The organism is Kitasatospora sp. NBC_01266, assembly GCF_036242395.1.
In the GTDB taxonomy this organism is placed as follows: Bacteria; Actinomycetota; Actinomycetes; order Streptomycetales; family Streptomycetaceae; genus Kitasatospora.
The window spans coordinates 4352464-4372083 of sequence record NZ_CP108458.1 but is presented as its reverse complement, the minus strand read 5'-3'; the positions used below and the strand labels follow the sequence as shown (position 1 = coordinate 4372083).

At 73.1% G+C, this 19620-nt stretch carries 13 protein-coding genes and 1 pseudogene; 6 read left to right on the top strand and 8 right to left on the bottom strand.

Annotation, left to right across the window (positions count from 1 at the left end; translation table 11 throughout):
* Window positions 1-141 precede the first annotated feature (141 nt).
* A complete protein-coding gene (locus OG403_RS19000; RefSeq protein ID WP_329565963.1) occupies window positions 142-1362 on the bottom strand; it encodes a sensor histidine kinase in 1221 nt (406 codons plus the stop codon).
* Complete coding sequence (locus OG403_RS18995; RefSeq protein WP_329565961.1) at window positions 1359-2021, bottom strand: response regulator transcription factor; 663 nt, start codon at window positions 2019-2021, stop codon at window positions 1359-1361. Before OG403_RS18995 ends, OG403_RS19000 begins: the two co-directional genes overlap by 4 nt.
* Before the next feature lie 184 nt (window positions 2022-2205).
* Here OG403_RS18995 and OG403_RS18990 point away from each other — a divergent pair, with 184 nt between their 5' ends.
* Both OG403_RS18990 and OG403_RS18985 read left to right on the top strand, forming a co-directional pair.
* Window positions 2206-4038 carry a phosphatidylglycerol lysyltransferase domain-containing protein gene (locus OG403_RS18990; protein WP_442910936.1) on the top strand — a complete coding sequence of 611 codons (1833 nt, stop codon included), beginning with the start codon at window positions 2206-2208 and terminating at the stop codon, window positions 4036-4038.
* Window positions 4039-4313: 275 nt separating this feature from the next.
* On the top strand, window positions 4314-5045 hold the full coding sequence (locus OG403_RS18985) for a hypothetical protein (protein WP_329565959.1): 732 nt from the start codon (window positions 4314-4316) through the stop codon (window positions 5043-5045).
* A gap of 46 nt (window positions 5046-5091) precedes the next feature.
* Here OG403_RS18985 and OG403_RS18980 read toward each other — a convergent pair whose 3' ends face one another.
* Window positions 5092-7881 carry a SpoIIE family protein phosphatase gene (locus OG403_RS18980; protein WP_329565957.1) on the bottom strand — a complete coding sequence of 930 codons (2790 nt, stop codon included), beginning with the start codon at window positions 7879-7881 and terminating at the stop codon, window positions 5092-5094.
* Between the two features lie 293 nt (window positions 7882-8174).
* Here OG403_RS18980 and OG403_RS18975 point away from each other — a divergent pair, with 293 nt between their 5' ends.
* From OG403_RS18975 to OG403_RS18960, 4 genes are read left to right on the top strand one after another with little or no spacing between them, the layout of a single operon-like run.
* A complete protein-coding gene (locus OG403_RS18975) occupies window positions 8175-9470 on the top strand; it encodes a rhodanese-like domain-containing protein (protein WP_329565955.1) in 1296 nt (431 codons plus the stop codon).
* A gap of 43 nt (window positions 9471-9513) precedes the next feature.
* Window positions 9514-10176 (top strand): DUF5819 family protein, encoded by a 663-nt coding sequence (locus tag OG403_RS18970; RefSeq protein WP_329565953.1) that lies wholly within the window; start codon window positions 9514-9516, stop codon window positions 10174-10176.
* Window positions 10173-11492 (top strand): HTTM domain-containing protein, encoded by a 1320-nt coding sequence (locus OG403_RS18965; RefSeq protein WP_329565951.1) that lies wholly within the window; start codon window positions 10173-10175, stop codon window positions 11490-11492. Before OG403_RS18970 ends, OG403_RS18965 begins: the two co-directional genes overlap by 4 nt.
* 10 nt (window positions 11493-11502) lie before the next feature.
* Window positions 11503-13686: an FUSC family protein gene (locus OG403_RS18960; RefSeq protein ID WP_329565949.1), complete on the top strand. Its 2184-nt coding sequence runs from the start codon at window positions 11503-11505 to the stop codon at window positions 13684-13686.
* Here the strand turns inward: OG403_RS18960 and OG403_RS18955 are convergent.
* From OG403_RS18955 to OG403_RS18930, 5 genes and pseudogenes are all read right to left on the bottom strand, one after another.
* Window positions 13585-14355 carry a TrmH family RNA methyltransferase gene (locus tag OG403_RS18955; RefSeq protein ID WP_329565947.1) on the bottom strand — a complete coding sequence of 257 codons (771 nt, stop codon included), beginning with the start codon at window positions 14353-14355 and terminating at the stop codon, window positions 13585-13587. The genes OG403_RS18960 and OG403_RS18955 overlap by 102 nt on opposite strands.
* A 35-nt stretch (window positions 14356-14390) precedes the next feature.
* A pseudogene (locus tag OG403_RS36720) lies at window positions 14391-14965 on the bottom strand (SAM-dependent methyltransferase).
* 44 nt (window positions 14966-15009) lie between these two features.
* Window positions 15010-15483 (bottom strand): HPP family protein, encoded by a 474-nt coding sequence (locus OG403_RS18940; RefSeq protein ID WP_329565944.1) that lies wholly within the window; start codon window positions 15481-15483, stop codon window positions 15010-15012.
* A 107-nt stretch (window positions 15484-15590) separates the two neighbouring features.
* The gene (locus tag OG403_RS18935; RefSeq protein WP_329565943.1) at window positions 15591-16607 is read right to left on the bottom strand and encodes a hypothetical protein; all 1017 of its coding nucleotides are present in this window, start codon (window positions 16605-16607) and stop codon (window positions 15591-15593) included.
* Between the two features lie 345 nt (window positions 16608-16952).
* A complete protein-coding gene (locus OG403_RS18930; RefSeq protein ID WP_329565941.1) occupies window positions 16953-19373 on the bottom strand; it encodes a protease pro-enzyme activation domain-containing protein in 2421 nt (806 codons plus the stop codon).
* Between the last annotated feature and the right edge of the window lie 247 nt (window positions 19374-19620).

Below are 19620 nucleotides of genomic sequence, written 5' to 3'. Positions count from 1 at the left end.
CTCCTGATCGTCGGTGACCGAAAGTGTCCCTTGAGGTACTCTTCGGCTTCGGTTGCCCCGGGAACGGTTACGCCACCGGCAAGTCACCCGCAGTCACCCGCACGGCGCAGCAGCCGAGCTGATAACCGCACTCGTCCGGCCCTACCGCCGCACGTCCGGCAGCACCGCGCGGACCAGGAAGCCCCGGTCCGCGGTGGGTTCGGCGGTCAGCTGGCCGCCCAGCAACTGGGCCCGCTCGCGCAGCCCGACCAGCCCGTGCCCGCCGCCGGGCAGCGGTGCGGTGCGGTCCGGACGGCTGGGCGCCGGACCGTTGCGCACCTCCACCAGCAGCCGTCCGCCGCGCTCGCTGACGGTGATCCGCACCTGGGAGCCGGGTGCGTGCTTGCTGATGTTGGTCAGCGCCTCCTGCACCGTCCGGTAGGCGGCCCGCTGGACCGCCTCCGGCCACGCCTGCCCGTCCGCGCCCGGTTCGCCGGGCCCGCAGAGCGCGCTGTCCATCACCAGACCGTTGCCCGCCACCAGTCCGCTGTCCTCGACCAGCCGCGGCAGGTCGGCCAGCCGGGGCTGCGGGGCCTGCGGCGGGCCGGTCGGATCGCCCTGCTCGGGCAGGCTCGCGCCGCCCGCCGCGCGCAGCACCCCGACCATCTGCCGCAGCTCCTGCAGGGTGCGCACGGAGAGCTCGCGGATGGTGCGCGCGGTGCGTTCGGCGGTCGGGTCGGTGGTGGACACCTGCAGCCCGCCGGCCTGCACGCTGATCAGGCTCACCTGGTGCGAGACCACGTCGTGCATCTCCCGGGCCAGCCGGGCGCGCTCGGTGGCCAGCACCCGCTCGGCCAGCAACCGGGCCTCGCGCCGCTGCCCCAGGGTCAGCTGCTCCAGCCGCAGGGTCAGCTCCCGCCGGGTGCGGGCCAGCATGCCGAGCGCCACCGGGGCGGTGCCGAGCAGCGCCGACTGCATCATGGCCAGACCGCTGGCCTGGGTCAGGACGAGCGTCTGGCCGACCCAGGAGCTCTGCCCGGTGACCGACCAGGTGAAGTAGTCGCAGAGCCCGAAGGCCGCCGCGCAGAGCACCGGCACCGGCAGCCGGCGCCGGTCGGCGGCCACCGAGTAGAGCGCGGTGATCGGGGCCAGCCAGCTCTCGGTGAAGAAGGTGCCGGGCAGCGCCAGCGCCATCGAGACGGTCGGCCAGCGCAGGCGCAGCAGCAGGCCGAGCGCCGCCACGCCGTTCAGCGCGTTCTTCCACCAGACCGTGTCCCGGTCCAGCAGCCAGCTCTCCAGCAGCGCGTAGGCGACCGGGAGCAGCAGGGCGAGGCGGCGGCGCGCGGCGGGCGTCAGCGGGCGGCGTCCGGGCAGTGGGATCACGGTCCGGCCGGCCGCACCAGGCCGGCGCGGTGCGCGATCACGGCCGCCTGCACCCGGTTCGCCGCGCCGAGCTTGCCGAGGATCGCGCTGATGTGGTCCTTGACCGTCCCGGTGCCCAGGAACAGCCGCTCGGCGATCTCGGCGTTCGCCAGGCCCTCGCCGAGCAGCGCCAGCACGTCCAGCTCCCGGCCGGTCAGCGAGCGGACCAGGGCGAGCGCGCCGGAGTCCGGGCTGCCGCCCTCGACGTAGCCGCCGATCACGGTGCGGGTCACGGCGGGCGAGAGCATGCTGCCGCCGGCCGCCAGGATCCGCACCGCGTGCACCAGCTGGTCGGGGGCGGTGTCCTTGAGCAGGAACCCGGCCGCTCCGGCGCGCAGCGCGGTGCCGATGTACTCGTCGGTGTCGAAGGTGGTGAGCATCGAGACGGCCGGCGGGTCGGGCAGCGCCCGCAGCCGGCGCAGCACCGAGATGCCGTCCAGGTCGGGCATCCGGACGTCGAGCAGCACCACATGCGGCCGCAGCCGCTTCACCTGTTCCTCGGCGTCGCCACCGCTGCAGCCGCCGACCAGTTCCAGGTCGGGGGCTGAACCGACGATCAGCCCCAGGCCCGAGCGGACCAGCAGCTCGTCGTCGACGATCAGCACGCGGATCGCTGTCACGATCCCTCCTCACTCCTTGCTCGGGGACGAGCCTAGGGCTTCCGGCGGTTCTCACCCCCGCCGAACGGCGGGGTGGGAATCGGCTGACCGGTTCACGCGGATCCGCCGCGGCCTGCGCCACGATTAATGACACTCCACCAGCAGTGCGGATGCGCCTGCGGATCCGATCGTTTGGAATGAAGCTGTGTCCACCACCTCCAAGCAGCCGTCCGCGGCAGCCGTGCCGCGGTCCGGGTTCCTGGCCCGGCTGCGGCCCTACGGTGCGACCGGGACGGTCTGGTACCTGCGACTGATCGCGCTGGTGAACGTGGTGGCGGTGGTTATCACGCCGTTCCGCAACACGGTGCGCCACCACTCCGAGGGCCAGTACTTCACCCCGTATCTGATGACCTCCGGCCTGGCCACGGCGGTGCTGTCGATCTTCCTCGCGGTCGCGATGCGCCGGCGCAAGCGGGCCGCCTGGATCTTCAACTTCGTGTTGGGCGGGCTGTTCTTCCTGCTCTACCTGCTCGCGGTGGTGCTGCCCGGCGACGACCACTACAACGAGCACGGCTTCAACTACTTCTCCACGGTGCTGACCGGCGTGTTCATGCTCTGCCTGGTGGTCGGCCGCAAGGAGTTCACCTCCAAGGGCGACCGGTCCAACCCGCTCACCGCGGTGGCCACCTTCGTCGGCGGGCTGGTGTTCGGCGGGCTGGTCGGGGCGGTCCTGGTCGGTTTCTACAACCGGCTGTCGGACGCCAGCTTCGGCGACGAGTTCCGCTACGCGGTGGGCCGGATGGTCACCGTCACCCCCTCGGACCGGCTGCTGGACGTGATCGACGTCCCCAACTGGCTGAACACCTTCATCAACGCGATGGGTGCGGTGCTCTTCCTGCTGGTGCTCTACGTCGCCTTCCGCAGCCCGCGCGGCAAGGAGCTGCTCACCGCCGAGGACGAGGGCAAGCTGCGCGCGCTGCTGGACAAGCAGGGCGAGCGCGACTCGCTGGGCTACTTCGCGCTGCGCCGGGACAAGGCGGTGGTCTTCTCGCCGACCGGCAAGGCGGCGGTCACCTACCGGGTGGTCGGCGGGGTCTCGCTGGCCTCCGGCGACCCGATCGGCGACCCGGAGGCCTGGCCGGGCGCGATCGAGGCCTGGCTGACCGAGGCCCGCGAGCACGCCTGGGCCCCGGCCGTGATGGGCGCCTCCGAGGAGGCCGGGGTGATCTACGCCCGGCACGGGCTGGACGCCCTGGAGCTGGGCGACGAGGCGATCGTCGAGCTGGACGAGTTCTCGCTGGACGGTCGGGCGATGCGCGGGGTCCGCCAGGCCTACAACCGGGTCAAGCGGGCCGGTTACACGGTGCGGATCCGCCGGCACGAGGACATCCCCGAGGCCGAGATGGCCGAGCTGCTGGAGAAGGCCGACAGCTGGCGCGACGGGCAGACCGAGCGCGGCTTCTCGATGGCGCTGGGCCGGCTCGGCGACCCGGCCGACGGGCGCTGCGTGATGCTGGAGTGCTACGACGGGCAGGGCGAGCCGCGCGCGCTGCTGAGCTTCGTGCCCTGGGGGCCGAACGGGCTCTCGCTCGACCTGATGCGCCGGGACCGGGAGACCGAGAACGGTCTGATCGAGTTCATGGTGATCGAGCTGCTCGAGAAGGGGGCGGGCGAGCTGCGCCTGAAGCGGGTCTCGCTCAACTTCGCGATGTTCCGCTCGGTCTTCGAGCGCGGCTCGCGGCTGGGGGCCGGTCCGGTGCTGCGGCTGTGGCGCGCGGTGCTGGGCTTCTTCTCCCGCTGGTGGCAGATCGAGTCGCTGTACCGGGCCAACGCCAAGTACCGGCCGATCTGGGAGCCGCGCTACCTGCTCTTCGAGAAGAGCAGCGAGATCCCCCGGATCGGCATCGCCAGTGCCCGGGCCGAGGGCTTCATCACCGCACCGAGCCTCCCCTCGCTCTTCCGTCGCCGGCACACCCGGTCCGCTGCCTCGGGCGCGGCCCCGGCGTTGCCCACGGCGGAAGGCGACGGGCAGGGGTAGCCCTCCGCCGGGGGGCGGAGGGGAACCTCGCGGACCGGCTGCCCAGGCGTTCCTCGAGGGGGGCTGCAGCCGACGGTGCTGTGCTCAGTTGTGCTCAGTTGCGCTCGGGGTAGGCCTAGGGGTGGCCCCTGAGATCCATAAGTGCGATATCCCACCTGAGGATGAGTCGAATATGGGTATGAAGACCGAAGCGGGAGATGTTCCACTTATCTAGGCTGGACAAGAGAGAAACTACGGGAGAGGCAGTCGTGGACCAGAGGACCCACACGGGGGGCGTGCGACAAGGGCGGGGGGCGCTGCTGCGCCGGGCCGTCGTCGCCGAGTGGGGAACATTGTTCGGCACCGTCCGGGATCATGTGGTGCGCAAGCGTTTCGCATCCATTCCGTTGGCGGTCGGAGCGACGTTCCTGATCCTCCTGTTCAGCATTGTTCAGCATCTGCCGGGCGGCGAGGCATTCGTCACCCGGATCGGCGTGGTCAAGGCGGCACTGCCGCTGGATGTGTCGCTGCTGCGCACTCCGCTCTCGCTCTACGTGCCGGCGCTCGATCTGCCGGTCTGGGGTGCGCTGGCGCAGGTCCTGCTGGTCTTCGGGATCGCCGAGATCGTGCTGGGCCGCAAGGCGACGCTCTTCATCGCCTACGCCTGCACGCTGGCCGGCACGATCTACGCGCGGCTCGCCGTGCGGATCGGCCCCGACCACCTCTTCGGCTTCCCCGGCTGGGTCGCCCACATCCGCGACACCGGGCCGTCGGCGGCCGTGGTGGCGCTGGCCATCTGCATCGCCTGGAAGACCCGGGCCTGGTTCACCGGCGCCGCCGTCATCGGGACCATGGTCGGGGAGGCCGTGGTGCTGCCGAACCTGGCCGGTCTGGAGCACGTGGTGGCGATCATCACCGCGGTGCTGATCGCCAGCGCCGGCGAGGTCTTCGGCAGCTACTGGCCGCGGGTGCTCAACGGGGTCGGCGCGGCCAGCCTGTTCAGCGCCGAGCGCCAGCGCACCGCGTAGCGGACCGCCCGGACCGCCCGGACCGCCCGGTGGTCCGGGCGGTCCGTCAGCCGCGCGGCAGCGGCTGCTCGAACCAGACCACCTTGCCGACCGCCTTGCGGGCGGTGCCCCAGCGCTCGGCGAGCTTGCTGACCAGGTTGAGGCCGCGGCCGTTCTCGTCCATCGACTCGGCGGGCTCCAGCGAGGGCAGGTTGTGGTTGTCGTCGCTGACCTCGACCAGCAGCTTGTCCACCCGGATCAGCTGGAGCTGGACGTAGTCCCGGGCCACCCGGACCGCGTTCGTGACCAGCTCGCTGACCAGCAGCTCGGTGGTGTCGCTGAGCGCGGTCAGCTGCCAGGCGGCCAGCTGGTCGCGGACCAGCTGACGGGCCCGGCGCGCCTCGGTGCGGTCCACCGCCAGCGTCCAGGTGGCCACCTCGGTCTCGGCCACCCCGTCGAAGCGGGCCACCAGCAGCGCCACGTCGTCCTTGCGGTCCTCCGAGTGCAGTCGGTCGAGCACCGTGTCGCAGGCCTCGTCGGGCGTCTGCTTGGGGTCGATCAGGTTCCCGCAGAGCGCCGCCAGGCCGGCCCCTATGTCGCCGCCGCGCACCTCGACCAGGCCGTCGGTGCACATCACCAGCATCGAGCCGTCCACCACGTCGATCTTCTTGGCCACGAACGGCACCCCGCCCACCCCGATCGGGGCGCCGGCCGGGATCTCCAGCAGCTCGCCGGTGCCGTCCGGGTGCACCAGGACCGGTGGCACGTGGCCGGCGCTGGCCAGCTCGCAGGTGCGGTTGATCGGGTCGTAGACCGCGTACAGGCAGGTCGCCAGGTGGTCGTCGCCGATCTTCTGGGCCAGGTTGTCCAGGTGGCGCAGCAGCTGGCCCGGCGGCAGGTCGAGCGCGGCCAGGGTCTGCATCGCGGTGCGGAAGCGGCCCATCGCGGCGGCCGAGTGCAGGCCGTGGCCCATCACGTCGCCGACCACCAGGGCCACCCGGCTGCCCGGCAGCTGGATCGCGTCGAACCAGTCGCCGCCGACCTCGGCACGCCGGTCGCCCGGCAGGTAGCGGTGGGCGATCTGGACGCCGGGGATCTGCGGCGGGCGGGTCGGGATCATCGAGCGCTGCAGGGTGGTGGCCATCTTCGACTCGGCCCGGTGCAGCCGGGCGTTGTCCAGCGACAGCGCGGCGCGGGCGGCCAGCTCGCGCAGCGTGGCGGCGTCCGTCTCGTCGAAGGGGGCGCGGTCGGGCAGCCGCAGCAGCTTGAGGATGCCGAGCACGGTGCCGCGGGCGGCCAGCGGCAGCACCAGCATCGAGCGCCCGCTGACCACCGGCACCAGGCTCGGACCGCCGCCCAGCGCGGCGGCGTAGTCCACCGCCAGGTCCTCGCCGACCACCGGGACCAGCACCGCCTGGTTGCGCTGCAGGGCCATGCCCGGCGGGGTGCTGCTCGGCATCGCCAGCAGCGCGCCCTCCTCCAGCACGTGTGACCAGGTGCCGGCGGACTCGTGGTAGCTGCGGGCCACCCGGCGCAGCATGGTGTCGTCGTCCGGCGCCGCCTCGGGCAGCTCGGCGTCCGAGATCAGCCGGTCCAGCAGGTCGACGCAGGCGAAGTCGGCCACCCGGGGGACCAGTACCTGGCACAGCTCGCGGGCGGTGGTGTCCAGGTCGAGGGTGGTGCCGACCTTGCCGCCGACCTCGTTCAGCAGGGTCAGCTGCTCGCCCGCCTGGCCGTTGGTCAGCAGGGTGGCCAGCTGGTCGGCCGAGGGCCGGTCCCGCTCACCGGTGGCCGGATCGGTCAGTGCGGTGGTGGGCGGCCGGGCGGTGGCGGCGCCTTGCCGGTCGGTCGCCGGCAAGGCTCCCGGGGTCGGTGCGGGGCCCGGGGCGGCGTCTGGCTGCGGGCGGTACCGCGCCGGCGGGACGGTGGCGCCGGTCGGCGCTTCGGCGGGCGGCTCGGGCCGCTGTTCGAGGCGCGGTTCGGGAACCACCCGCAGGCCGAGCTGGCCGCCGGCCGCCGCGGCGGCCGAGCGCTGCTGGGCGGTGGGGTAGCGGCGGCCGAGCCCGGCGGCGAGCTGGGCCACCCCGGCGGAGAGCGGTTCGTAGGGGACGACCGGCAGCCGGGTGCCGTCGTCCACCCAGAGCGCGGGGGCGCCGATGGCCGCGACCTGGCGCAGCATCGCGCGCAGCCGCACCGCGCCGATCCTGGGCAGCAGCGGGGCGAGCGAGTTCGCCGCGCCGGGGGTGGTGGCGCCCAGCGCGGCCGAGATCCGGCGGAAGTTGCCCTGGGTGTCCGGGCGGGCGGCACCCCACGGGTTGGTCTCGGCGGCCGCGTACGGCAGCAGGCGGCGGCCGATCGCGATCCGCGGGCCGCGGGCCCGCAGCGGGCGGGCGTCGGCGGCCAGTGCCAGCAGGCCCCGGCCGTCCGGCTCGACCAGCGGGTAGGCCCACCAGAGCACCGAGCGGGAGCGCTCCTCGCGGTCGGTGACCGGCATCAGTCCGGCCCAGCCGCCGCTGCGGGTCAGGTCGTCCAGGGTGTCGAAGGCATCGCAGCGGCGCCCGGCGACCACCGGCGCCGCGGACAGCGAACGCGGCTCCACGGCGGGCAGCAGGCCGCCGGCGGTGCGGCCCTGCACCGTCTCGGTGCGGTGGCCGAAGAGCTCCTCGGCGCCGCGGTTCCACAGCGCGATCCGGCCGTCCGGATCGATCAGCACGGCCGCCAGCCGCACCATCGCCACCACGCCCGAGGGCTGGTCGGTGGGCTCCGGCTCGGCGGGCGGGGGCGCCGCCGCGACCGAGCCCAGGGTGCGGGGCTGGTCCGCCGGGGTGTCCGATGTGGAGTTCGGGTCGTCCGCCATGGGATTCGTGTCGCTCCCGCCTGTCCGGCCACTGAATGGGCCCTGTGCCGCCTCCAGCGAAGCACGGACCGGCCCGGAGCCGGTACCGAAACCGCCAGATTCCTCAGTATCAGTTGCGTGTCACCCAGCGTGCGCCCTGTCGCACGCCCTGTCCATCACTTCGTTGGCCGGATTTCGCCGCCCTCGCTCCGCACCGATCTCCTTACCCCGCACGGGTAGGCTCGACGCGGTCCGGCCGCCGATCCGGCGGCGCGGCAGGGCGGGTGGCACGGACGACGGGAACGACGGGAACGATGGCAGAGCGAGGCGAGCAGGTGACCGCGGTGAGCCCCGTCCGCTGGGCGGACCCGGAGCGGCAGCGACTGGAGGAGCGGGTCGCGGCCACCGAACTGGCCTGGCTGACGCTGGAGGTCGACGTCGAGACCCTGCGGGTCGAGATCGACAACTTCGCGCTGATCCACCACGAGCGCCTGGGCCCGCTCTACGCCCGGATCGACGAGCTGGAGGCGCTGGTCGCCGAGGCCGTGGCGGTGCGCACCGGCAGCCCCGAGGACCTGCGCCGGGCGGTGGACGCGCGCCGCCTGGTGGACGAACTGCCGGACCTGGACGCGCTCTTCGACAGCGTGCGGCAGGCCGAGGAGCGGGTCGCCGAGGCCGCGGCAGGGCAGTGCGGGCCGGACGAGGAGAGTGCCGGACCCGGCGGCGAGAGTGCCGGATCCGGCGGGGAGGGCCCTGGGCCCGGCGCGCCCCTGGAGCAGCCGCGTCGGGTGCGCCCCGGCAAGGAGGCCCAGCGGCTCTACCGCGAGCTGGCCCGACTCGCCCACCCCGACCTGTCCACCGACCCGGCCGAGCAGCAGCGCCGCTCCGCCTTCATCGCCCGGGCCAACGAGGCCTACGCGCGCGGTGACGCGGCGGCGCTGACGGCGCTGACCGAGGAGTGGTCCACCGCCCCGGAGTCCGCTCCCGACTTCGCGGCCCCCGAGCGCGGTGCCTGGCTGCTGCAGCGGCTGGACTGGCTCTCCGCGCGGATCGCCGCGCTGGCCACCGAGCAGGTCCGCCTGGAGTCCACCGCGATGGGCTCGCTGCTGGCGCTGGCCCCGGGCGACCCGGACCGGTTGCTGGCCGAGCTGGCAGAGCAGCTGCTCGGCAAGGCCGCCGCCCTGCAGGCCGAACTGGCCGGGCCGCTGGTCGAACCGGTGGACAATGGGGCACCGAGATCGACGTCCGTACCGCCGACACCCGTCCAGGAGAGCCCGAGCATGTTCCAGCAGATCCCCACCGTCCAGGTCGAGAGCCTGCCCACCGACGCGGTCCTGGTGGACGTGCGCGAGCAGGACGAGTGGGACGCGGGGCACGTCGAGGGCGCGCTGCACATCCCGATCGGCGACTTCGTCGCGCGGATCGGCGAACTGCCCGCCGACGTCCCGCTGTACGTGCTCTGCCGGGTCGGCGGTCGCTCGGCCCAGGTGGTGCAGTACCTGGTCGGCCAGGAGCGGGCGGCCTTCAACGTGGACGGCGGCATGTTCGCCTGGGCCCAGGCCGGGCGCCCGATGGTGAGCGACTCGGCCGAAGCGGCCTACGTGCTCTGAGCCGCTCGGCCACCGGCCGGCCGGTGTGGAGGGGAGGGGCCGGATGACGGACGAGCAGGCGCGGGACGGGCGGGCGCCGGACGAGTCGGCGCCCGCGCGCACCTGGTCGGGGCCGGCGCTGGTGGTGCTGACCGGTGCCGGTGCGGCGCTGCTGCTCGGCACGGCCGTCTTCCTCGGCCTGGTCTTCCTGAGCGTGGCGCCGCCCAACGCGCTCTCGCAGAAGTACCAGGACCAGGTCGACGGCCTGGTCTACCCCGAGTTCGAGCAGAACTGGAAGCTCTTCGCGCCCGACCCGCTGCAGCAGAACATCAGCGTCGACGCCCGGCTGCGCAGCGCCGCCGGGGACGGAGCCTGGGTCGACCTGACGGCGCAGGACATCGCGGCGATCCGCGAGAACCTGGTCCCCAGTCACCTGGACCAGAACCTGCTGCGCCGGGCCTGGGACTTCTACGACGGCACGCACGCCTCGGACGAGAGCCCGATCGGGCAGCGCGGCGAGCTGGCCCAGGAGTACCTCAAGCGGATCGCGCTGCAGCGGCTCGGCCGGACGCTGGACGGCGCCCCGGTCACCGGGGTCGAGCTGCGCGCGGCCACCGTGGCGGTGGCGCCGCCGCCGTGGAGCACCCAGCACTGGTCCACCGCGCCGCAGTACCGCCAACTGCCCTGGTGGCCGGTGAGTCCGGCGGACTACGGAGGTCTGTCATGACCGGTCGGCCGGAGACCGAAGGCCTGGCGTCCGAAGGCCTGGCGTCCGAAGGTTTGGAGAGCGCGGCGCCGGGGTCCGGCGGGCGGCTGGCCGGGATCCCGCACCAGGGCGGCCCGCCGGTCGTGCCGCCCGCCACCGCTCCCCCGCCGCCCCGCCCGCGCGTGGGCGCGCTGCTGCGGGACGCCGTGGTGGCCGGCTGCACCGCCTTCTCGGCCCGCCCGCTGGCCCGCCACCAGGCGGCCGTGGTGCGGATCGGCTTCGCCCTGGTCTTCACCCTGCAACTGCTGCTCGAGTGGCCCAACCGCCGGGTGCTGTACGGCGACCGCTCGCCCCTGAGCCCGGGGCTGGCCCGCGACCTGCTGGGCGAGACCCACGCCTTCACCGTGCTGGTCTGGCGGGACCAGGGCTGGTGGTTCGAGGGCTGCTACCTGCTGGCGATCCTGGCCGGGGTGCTGATGCTGCTCGGCTGGCGGACCAGGTTCAGCTCGGTGCTCTTCCTGGTGGCCGTGCTCTCGGTGCAGAACCGCGACATCCTGGTCGGCGACGGTGGCGACAACATCGTCCACCTGATGGCGATCTACCTGGTCTTCACCCGGTGCGCCGAGGTCTGGTCACTGGACGCCCGGCGGCGGGCCAGGGGCGGTGGCGGCGGCGGTGACCTGGTCGGGGTGCTGCTCTGGGCGCTCGGCGGCGCGCTGCTGATGGCGGCTCAGCTGACCGGGAAGCTGACCTGGAGCGGGTACGGCTGGCCCTACGTCGGCTGGTCGGTGCTGTTCTGGACGCTCTGGGCCGGCGCGGCGCTCTGGTGGCTGGTCGGGCGTCGGTGGCCGGGCGGCGAGGTGCGGGCGGTGCTGGACGCGCTGGCCACCATGCTGCACCACTGCGCGATGCTGGTGATCGCCGCGCAGGTGGTGCTGGTCTACTCGACGGCCGGCTGGTACAAGGTGCAGGGCTCGCGCTGGCAGGACGGCAGCGCCCTCTACTACCCGCTGCACCTGGACTACTTCACCCCCTGGCCGGGCCTGTCCGCGCTGGTCGGCAGCAGCGCCGTGCTGGTCCTGCTCTGCTCCTACGGCACGGTGATCGTGCAGGTCGCCTTCCCCTTCACGCTGGTCAACCGGCGGGTGAAGAACGTGCTGCTGGCGGTGATGATCACCGAGCACCTGGCGATCGCGGTGCTGCTCGGGCTGCCGATCTTCTCGCTGGCGATGGTCGCGGCGGACGCCGTCTTCCTGCCGACCGGTGCGCTGCGGTGGCTGGGCGGGCGGGTCCGTTCGGTCCTCCCAGCTCCAGTCCGGCGCCGCGTGGCGGCCTAGACTGTCCGTTATGCCCTGGCTCGCCGCCCTCCGCCACACCGGGCGCGCGGGCCTGCGCCTGGAGCGGGCGCTGAGTGATCCGGTCCGGGCGGTGCGCGGGGGGCTGGCGGTGGCCCTGGTGGTCTTCCCGGTGCTGGCGATCGGCGGTCCGCGGCCGGCCACCTCGGCTGCGATGGGTGCCTTCATCGCCGGCGTCGCCACCTTCCAGCGCAGCTTCCGGCCGCGCCCCTCGCTGGCTCTGGCGGCCGGCCTGGGCCTGGGCGTCAGCACCTTCTTCGGCTATCTGGCGGTCTCGGTGCCGGGCCTGTTCCCGGTGCTGCTGGCGGTGTGGGCGTTCGCGGCGGGCCTGGCCTGGTCGCTCGGCCCGACCGCCGGGGTGGTGGCCACCAACACGCTGACCGTGATGCTGGTGGTGGTCCAACTGCCCGTCAGCGTGGCCACCGCCGTCGCGCACGCGCTGCTCTGCGCGCTCGGCGGCGGCGTCCAGGCCCTGGTGATCACGCTCTGGCCGGTCAAGAACTGGGGCGCGCAGCGCGACGCGCTGGCCGACGCGTACGCCTCGCTGGCCGACTACGCCCGCCGGCTGCGGTACGACCCGCATGCCGCCATCGACCCCGACCCGCTGATGACCGCCCGGCACGCCGCCGCCCTGACGCCCTGGCAGCAGCGCCGCCGCCCGCCCGAACTGCGCGGGCTGCGCGGGCTGGCCGAGCGGATCCGGCCCACCCTGGCCGCGATCGCCGACCCGCGGTTGGGCGCGGCCGCCGAGGGCCCCGAACGGGACCGGGCCAGGGAACTGCTGTCCGGCGCCGCCCAGCTGCTGGACGTGCTGGCCCGGGCCATCCGCACCGGCGAGCCGCCCAGCTATCCGGGCTCCGCCACCGCCGCGCTGGCGGCCCCGGCCCGGCCGGTGCTGGGCGGTCCCGCGCTGCGGGCCGCCCGTCGGCTCACCACGCTGCTGGACCGGGCCTTCGGCACCCTCGACCAGAACACCGAGTCCACCCTGGAGACGCCGATCGCCGGCTCCGGCGGCGCGCTGGTGCGGCCGGGCCTGGCGCGGATGGTGCCGGTGGCCGTGCGGACCGCCCGCCACCAGCTGCGGGCCGGCTCGCCGGTGCTGCGCCACGCGCTGCGGCTGTCCGGCGTGGTCACCACGGCCTACGTGCTGGCCCGGCTGACCGGCCTGCACCACAGCTACTGGGCGGCGATGACCGCCGCGATGGTGATCCGGCCCGACTTCGGGCAGACCTACAGCCGGGGTGTGGCCCGGGTGGTGGGCACCCTGGTCGGCGTGCTGCTGGCCACCGGGGTGGTGGAGCTGCTGCACCCGGGGGACTGGGCGGCCTGCGCGCTCGCGGTGCTCTGCATCACGGGCGCCTACCTGACCCTGCGCACCGGCTACGCGCTGATGACCACCTGCGTCTCCGCCTACGTGGTCTTCCTGCTCGGGATGGAACCGGGCGCACCGCTGGAGACCGCGCGGGAGCGGATCCTGATGACCCTGCTGGGCGGCGCCGTCGCGCTGCTCGGCTACGCGCTCTTCCCCACCTGGGAGACCGCCCGGCTGCCCGAGCGGACCGCCGAGTGGATCGCCGCCCTGGGCCGGTACGCCGCCACCGTGCTGGCCGGTTACGGCGACCCGGCCGGGCGCGACCCGCAGGCGGTGCGCGGGGCGCTGCTGGACTCCCGGGAGGCGCGGGCGGCCTTCCTGCTGGCCCGGGAGCGGGCGGCGGCCGAGCCGGTGCGGCACGGGGCGCACTCGCCGCAGCTGAGCCGTGGTCAGCTGGGCCGGGCCCGCGAGGCGCTCGGCTTCCTCTCCCGGGCCGGGCTGCTGCTGGAGGCGCACCTGCCGACCCGGCAGGCCGATCCGGTGCCCGGCGCCGCAGAGTTCGGGGACCTGGTGGCGCAGGCGACGGCGGCGGCCGGGGCGGCGGTGTTGACCGGGACGGCGAGCGACTTCGGGCCGCTGCGCGCGGCGCAGCGGGCCTGGGAGGATGAACTGGACCAGCTGCCGGGGCAGTTGGAGGTGGTGCGGGCCGGCTCCCGGCTGCTGGTCCAGGCGCTGGAGGAGCTGGCGCGGGCGATCAACCCGTCAGTGGCCGGCGGTGTGGGCCTGCCAGTGGAACAGGCCCATGCCGACCGAGGTGGCCAGGTTGAAGCTGGAGACCAGCGGACGCATCGGGATCGCCAGTAGGGCATCGGCACGCGAGCGCAACTCCTCGCTCACCCCGTGCCGTTCGGAGCCGAAGACCAGCAGCGCCTGGTCCGGCAGCCGGGTGCGATGGATGGACTCGCCCTCGGGATCGAGCACGTAGAGCGGCCCCGGCGGCAGCCGGTCGGCCGGCAGCCGGGCCACGTCGGTGGCGAAGTGCAGCCCGGCACCGGCTCGCACCACGGTGGGGTGCCAGGGGTCCAGATCGCCGGTGGTGACCACGCCGGTGGCGCCGAAGCCGGCCGCCAGCCGGACCACCGCGCCCACGTTGCCGAGGTTGCGCGGGTTGTCCAGCACCACCACCGGTGCCCGGCGCGGCAGGGCGCTCAGCCGGGCCAGCGCCTGCTCGGGCGCCGGGCGCACGGCCAGCGCGGCGACCCCGGTGGGGTGCGGGCGGGCGACCAGCTCGCGCAGCACCGCCGCCGGGACCTCGGTGGCGGCGCGATGCACAACCTGGGCCACGTCGGGGGCCAGGCTGCGGCTCAGCTGATCGAGCGCCGACCGGTCGGTGGTGACGATCTGCCGCACCTCGCCGCCGAACCGCAGGGTGTGCTTGAGCGCGTGGAACCCGTCGATCAGCACGGTGGACGGGTCCGCGGCCGTCGCCCGCCACTGGCGCAGCGCGAGGTCCTGGGCATCGTGGTTGGTCATGCCTGCACTCTCGCACGGCCGGCCGGACCCATCGGTCAGTAGTAGTCGCGCATCAGCTCGGTGGCCCATGCCGGCTGCCCGCTCTCGCCGAGCGGGGCGAACTCGGCCATCCAGGGCTTGAGGTCGAGGACCGGGGTGCCGTCCACCGCGTCCAGGCCCAGCACGTGGACGTCCAGGCCGTCGACCTCGACCAGGCGGCAGCGGGAGACGCCCAGGCGGTTGGGGCGGTTCTTGCCGCGCGGCGAGCGACTGAGCTGAGACGCAGCGGAGGGTGGGGGTCGCCGAGGAACGAGGTGGCACCCGCCCGCAGCGAAGGAGCAGCTCACAAAGCGGCCTTGTTCGGGGCGAAGATGCCGACCTCGGGCCAGTCGGGGTTGCCGCGCGGGCGGCGGGCGGTGGTCTCGATCTTCTCCTCGGCGACCTTGTGGAAGTGGAAGACCACCTCCAGGTGCGAGAACGCGTCCAGGCCGCGCAGCGCCTCGGCGGTGTACTGGGCCGGGTCGAGCCGGATCACGGCGGCGACCTGGCCCCAGTCGTCGTCGACCACCTCGGCGCGGCCGCCGGTGACCAGGCCGATCGGGCGCAGTGTGACGGTGCTGTCGGTGCTCATCGTTCCCCTGGGCTAGTTCGGGATCTGGTGGTGATCTTTCCGTACTACCAGCTCAGTGGATAGCGCACGGCGGTGCGACCCAACCGCCCGGCCAGCATGCCGATCGCGACCAGCAGGCCGGTGGCGAGCGCCAGCAGCGGCAGGAAGGGCACCAGGTGCGGGCCCTGGAGCACCACGAGCGCGGCGGTGGCGGCCGCCGGGGAGTGCGAGAGGTGGGTGAGCATCATCGCGCCGAGCGCCAGCCCGGCGGCCACCGCCGCGCCCCAGGCCGTGTGGCCGGTGCAGGGGAGCACCGCGAAGCCGATCAGCGCGGCCAGCAGCTGGCCGCCGACCAGGTTGCGCGGCTGGGAGATCGGCAGCTTCGGCGCCCCGTGCACCAGCGCGGCGCTGGCGGCCAGCGGCGGGATCAGCAGCGGCTCGCCGAGCAGCACGCCGACGCCGACCAGCAGGAGCAGTGCGCCGATCGCGAAGGCGGCGGCGCGCAGGACGTGCAGGGGGTGCGGTCGGGGTGCGGACACGGGGCGGCTCCTGGGCGCGGTCGAGGGGGGCTTGACCAGGAGGTTAATCAGGGTGTCGAGGGACAGGACAGGTGTCTTGCCTGCTGGGCAAGGCGCTGGACAGCGGCCTACTCCCACTCCCAGCGGATCCCGCTCTGGCCCGGCTGCTGCTCGGTGGCCAGCACGTGGGCGCTGGCCGAGGCGCCGATCCAGAGCCGCTCGCGCACCCGGTCCTGCAGCGCGCCGGGGTCGCGTTCGTAGCGTTCGCAGTGGACCGGCACCGCGCTGGGGTCGAAGTGCACCTGGAGCACGTACTCGCGCACCGGCACCGCGAAGCGGCGCCCGTAGACGGTGGTCGGACCGCCCGGTGGCAGTTCCACCTCGTACTCGAAGACGGTGGAGTCGCCGAGCCCCAGCGGTCGGTCGAGCAGCAGTTCGGCCACCAGCAGGCCGACTTCGGGGCAGCGGCGGACCCGGCCGAGCCGGGCGTGCCGGATCGAGGTGAGCTCGGGGCAGCCGACGGCGTCCTCGTCCGCTTGGTGCACCACCAGGCAGCGCGAGACGCCGGCGGTGGTGGCCCGCACCACCTGACGGGTCCTCAACTGGCCGCCGAACCGGTTGGCGTCCAGGTAGCAGGCGTCGTGCACGCTGAGCCGCTCCAGCTCGCCGGTGGCCGGTGCGTCGAGTTCCGCGAAGACCTCGGCGATCCGCTGCTCCTCGGGCCAGATGGTGGCCACCGGCAGGCAGTCCTGGGCGCCGCCGGCGATCCAGCGTCCGCGCGGCCGGGGTGGGCCGAGCAGGCCGGACAGCGCGGCGCGGGGCAGCCCGAGCAACTCCTCCAGGAGTGCCACGGCCCGGACCGAGGAGGCCCGTTCGGGCTGGCTGCGACCGCGCCGCCAGTAACTCAGGGTGGTCACACTGACTCTGACGCCCTGTCGGTCCAGCTCGGTGCGGATCCGGTCCAGGCTCAGCCCGCTGGATTCGATCGCGCGGTGCAGGGTGGCGGCGAAGTTGCCGCCGGCCAGCTGCTGTTCGGTGCCGGGACAGTCCGACGGGGGCAGTTCGCGCAGCGCGACCGAGGCCGGCGGCTGCTCCTCCTCCACCAGGCGGAGATGAGCGGTGTTCTGCGGGTAATGCGAGCCCATGCGAATAACCTTCCCCACCAGCCGCCAAGCTGTCCGAGGACTACGCGGCGGGACCGGCTCGGTGCCGTTGTGGGGACGGCACCGAGCTGCAGGAACCTTACGCAGGGACCAGAGGCTACGTCATCAAGCGGTTGCTATGACAGTGGTCACGACAAATTACTTTCACTCGGGTTTGCTCGGATCTCCAAACGGACGAAACGCGAATGCAACAATCCCGCCGGTATCGGACGGGGGTCCGATACCGGCGGGATCTCACTACCTGGGATTATTCGCTTTTCGGTGTCAGCGAGCTACCAGGTAACGACGCGGAGTTGTCAGTGGACGTTCAGCGTCGCGGAGGCTGAATCAGCCGACGTTCAGGGCGGTGTCGTCGATGACGAAGCTGGTCTGGCCGTTGCCGCTCTCGCTGCCGGTGAACTTCAGGGTGACGGTCTGTCCGGCGTAGGCGGAGAGGTCCACCGTCTGCTGGGTGTAGCCGTTGGCCGCGTTCAGGTTGGAGAACGACGCCACGGTGGTGCCGTTGGCCTGGACGGTCAGGGTGTCATCGGCCGTGGTGTCGGTGTTGGCGGTGTCCACGTGCAGCCAGAAGCTGAAGGTGGCCTTGCAGCCGGTCGGGACCGTCACCTTCTGGGAGAGGGTGTCGGTGTGCACGGAGCCGTAGCCGTCGAGCCAGGCGTCGTAGTTGCCCGAGTGCGAGGGCTCGCTGCCCATGTCGCTGTTGATGACGCCGGAGGACGCGGTCCACGGGCTGGCGCTGCCGGTCTCGAAGCCGGGGTTGCCGAGCAACTGCTTCGGGGTGCAGCTGGAGGCGGCGGCCACGGTGAAGGTGAAGGTCGCGGTGCCGGTGGCGCCGGTGGCGTCGGTGGCGGTGACGGTCACCGAGGAGGAGCCGGCGGCGGTCGGGGTGCCGGTGATCAGGCCGGTGGAGCTGATCGACAGGCCGGCCGGCAGGCCGGTGGCCGAGTAGCCCAGGGTCTGGCCCGAGGCGCTGTCAGCAGCCTTGACCTGCAGCGAGACCGCGCTGCCGACGGTGCCGTTCTGGGTGCCCGGGTTGGTCACCGTGACGGTGTTGGAGCCGCCGGTGGTGCCGCCGCCGCCGAGCAGGGCGGTGGTCAGCGCGTCGGCGACCGGGGAGCCCCAGCCGGTGACCTGGTCGTAGCCCTTGCCGGCGTTGAAGTCCTGGTTGGCGCCGGTGGTGACGTCGTGGAAGGCCGTGCCGTAGCTGCTGCTGTTGGCGACCGCGTACAGCGCCGGGTCGGCCTGGCCGAGGTTGGCCTTGCCGGCCGCCTTGGCCTTCTGGTTGAACAGCGCGGTGTAGCCGGACCAGAGCGGGGCCGCGGCGCTGGTGCCGCCGTAGACCTGCCAGGCCGGGCCGCTGTCGCCCTGGGTGTAGATGGCGAAGCCGCTGTTCGGGTCGGCGTTGGAGGAGACGTCGGGGACGGTGCGCATGGTGCCGCTGACCCCGGTGCCGGTCTGCCAGCTGGGCTTGCTGAAGACGGTGGAGACGCCGCCGCCGGCGGTGCTCCAGGCGCTCTCCGAGGAGTAGGAGGTGCCGGAGACCTGGAGGTTGGTGCCGCCGACGCCGGTCACGTACGGGTCCGAGGCCGGGAAGTCGACCGACTTGACCGAGGAGCCGCTGGTGGAGCGGGTGCAGTCGCGCGAGCCGTCGTCACCGGAGGCGGAGAAGGCGGAGATGCCCTCGGCGGCGGCCTGCTTGAAGGAGTTGTCCACCGCGGTCATCACGGACTGGGTGGTGTCGGGCTCGCAGCCGCCCCAGGAGATGGAGATGACCGAGACCTGGTCGTCAGAGACGATCTTGGCGGCCATGTCGATCTCGCCCTGGTCGCTGTTGGGGGCCTCGTAGACCAGCTGGGTGGCCTTGGGAGCGACACCGCTGACGATCTCGCTGTCCAGCTCGACCTCGCCCTGGCCCTGGCCCGGCGCGCTGTCGTAGCTCTGGCCGTCGACCGGGACGGTGGTGACCGCCGGGCCGGTGATGCCGTACTGCTTGTCGTACGTGGTCAGGTTGGAGGCCGTGTAGCCGTCGAACTCCCAGAGCGCCACCTTCACGCCGGTGCCGTCCGCGCCCATCTTGTTCAGGTTGTAGGCGCCGTCGTACTGGCTCGGGCCGTAGCCGCTGGGGGAGGCCAGCGGGGTCGAGTTGTTCGGCTTGGCCAGCTGCGGGGTGCGCACGGTCTTGTTGTTCAGACCGGAGACCCCGTCGACGATCGCGGCGACGTCGGCCGGCAGCGAGGCGGCGTTGTCGTTGGCGAAGAACTGCCGGGCGTCGGAGGCGTCGTAGTACGCGCTCTCGTGCGTGCCGAAGGCCCGCGCGATCTGGGCGTTGCTGCCCTTGGCGTCGACCACCTGGCGGTTGGCGCTGACCGAGGTGGTCAGACCCTGCGACTTCAGGAAGGCGACCACGTGGTCGACGTCCTGCTGGGTCGGCGCGTAGCGGGCCTCGAACTGAGCCGGGGTCAGGTAGTGGCCGTAGTTCGCCGAGGCCGGGTTGGCGACATCGGCCAGGAACTGGTCCAGCTCGGCCGAGTTGCGCAACTTGAGGCTGACCGCGACCGAGAGCTGCTGGGCGGCGGGAACGTCGCCCTGCTTCTGCGAGTGGGACACCGCGGGGGTGACGGTGTCGGGCAGCGCCACGCGCGAGGTCGCGTTGGGGGTGGCGGCCTGGGCTGCGGTGACCGACAGCGAGGCGGCGCAGAGCGGCAGCAGGGCTATCGCGGCGGCGAGCGCGAGGGGACGGGGTCGCACTGGGATCCTCCTCTGGCCGGCGTGCATGGCCGGCAGGGGTCAGGCGTTCTTGGGGGTTGAACGCTGATCAGAAGATCCCAGAAGTTCACTGTGAATTGAGCATTGGTTAGGTAATGAAATCATAAATAACAGTCAAGTGTTGATGTGCCGCTTATGAACTGAATGGAGCTGTTTCTATACAGTGAATACGGTGGCCGGATTCCGCCACCGTGTGTGGTCTGGTCCTTTGCGCCGCTTCGGCAGCAGT